Here is a 1,869-nt window from a genome sequence, read left to right as displayed (position 1 = left end):
CAGCTCGTCGACGCCCTGCGCCGACACGCTCACCCCGACACCGGCGCCGACACCAAATCTGTCGGTGCCGCCGCCTAGAGTTCATCGTGGATCGTCACCCAAATTCCACGCGACTCGGGACATGCTCCCAAGAGACCCTCCCCGGTCATAAGGCGGACGGTGCCCAGATGCACCGAACGCACCGTGGAGCTCGATACGTACTATCCCCATACACCTCGCGCCGAAACATAAACTTAGCTGCGCGGCGAAACCCACCTCTGTTGTGGCGAGTGCAGAGGGCAGGAACGTGGCAGGTCACGCAGTGGCGATTCCCCCTGCTCAAGTTCACGTGTCGCGGGTGCACAGTCCGCGATTGCCCGTGCGGGATCGACACGCGGGCTGGGTCATGCTGCGCTTCAGCTCAAGGCGTCCGCTTGTGGCGCGGGACCAATGGATGTCAATGGTGGTGATCCAGGAGGACGAGGGTGTGCGCCAGTTCGCCGTCGAGGAAGTAGGCCCGACATGTGAATGGCGACTGCATTGCATTCCCGGAGTCGTTCTGCGAATCTACGACGCCCGCAACGTTCCAGACTTTGATCCGCGAATGATCGGCCCCTTTGAGAGGTGGGTCCAGCAACGAGAACAAGTCCCTGCTGTCAGCATCCAGCACGTCGCTCGTGACTTCGATTCCTGAGATTTGCGCGGTTGAGGGCGAAGGTAGGCGGTTCACAATATCGGTCTCGCAGCGCTGCTGTGCCGCATCTGCGTCCGACACGGCGGGCTCCCCCGGTTTGTCGTCGGCTAAAAGGCCTATCACCACAGCGATCACTACGGCGGCCGCAATACCAGCGGCCATCCACCACAAATACGCCCGCCGACCGCCACGCGGACCTTTCCGATGATGGTTCATTGAGTCGACTTGCGTCGCTCGCTTCGCGGAGCTTTACATGGGCGGCGGCGGTGGCGGGGGCGGCATCACGGGCATTGGCGGACCGCCCGGACAGCACGCCGCTGCAGCGGCCATCGCGTCGCAACACGCGCACATTGCCATGTCCATCGAAATCTCCTCCAGTATCAGCTTCGGCTTCGGCCTCCGCTTCGATCTACTTACCTCGATAGTAGTTAAAGATGAGAGCCCGTCATACGTTACGACAGCATTGACAGATCGTGCTGCTGCTAGACGAGATGCATCTTGTGATCAAGGCCGTGATGCCAAGTCACGATAGATCTCGGACGGAGGTCCAAGCTTCGAACAGTAGGTACATGCCGGCAAAGGTCTACCCGACCGTTGTCAGCGTCATCGCGAGGTGGCCAGTCAATTGATGGCCCACTGGCAACACCCGCAATGCCTTGTCGTGCGCGGCGATCACAGCCAACATATGCCCGATGACCACCGAGGCGACCTTGATGGTCCACAACAAGGTCGGATTCAGAGAAAGGAAGTACTGCACGTCGGCGGAGTCCAGGCCAAGTAAGTGCCGGCCCCTGCCCAGCGGATCGGCGAGCCGCACGATGGTCTCCTGGCCTCGCTCGACGAGGTAGGAGAGGTAATGGGCGAAAATGTAGCCCACGACGATCGGAATGAGACTGTGCGCGAGCAGCGCCGGTAACTCACGGCGTCGCTCGCGACTCACACCGGCGGCCGCGCGAGCCGCGGCGGAGAATGTCACGCCCACCGCGAGCACGAAAATAATGAGCCCGAGGGATCGCAGCACCGTGCCGCCCGCGGAGATACCAACCAGAGGGATGCTGGCGGAATTGCGGAGGTTGTCCCGGGTCTCGTAGAAGTTGAGGTGGCGGTCCCCCGCTCGAAACCTGCCGTGTGGTAGGTATCGGGCGTTCCGCCAAGAACTCCTACAGCAAGGGGACCACCATGAAGAAGAGTAACCA

The 1,869-nt window shown here is 61.5% G+C and carries 1 protein-coding gene and 1 pseudogene; both read right to left on the bottom strand.

The features are described 5' to 3' along the window. Positions 1-436: 436 nt before the first annotated feature. Positions 437-835 (bottom strand): hypothetical protein, encoded by a 399-nt coding sequence (locus tag CSQ99_RS30520; protein ID WP_099042692.1) that lies wholly within the window; start codon positions 833-835, stop codon positions 437-439. A gap of 421 nt (positions 836-1,256) precedes the next feature. Continuing rightward, a pseudogene (locus tag CSQ99_RS30515) lies at positions 1,257-1,718 on the bottom strand (hypothetical protein); the annotation flags it as partial. Positions 1,719-1,869: the final 151 nt, after the last annotated feature.

This window comes from Mycobacterium neglectum, from assembly GCF_002591975.1.
In the GTDB taxonomy this organism is placed as follows: domain Bacteria; phylum Actinomycetota; class Actinomycetes; order Mycobacteriales; family Mycobacteriaceae; genus Mycobacterium; species Mycobacterium neglectum.
The sequence above is the reverse complement of the archived record's forward strand: the minus strand, read 5'-3'. Positions and strand labels throughout refer to the sequence as shown.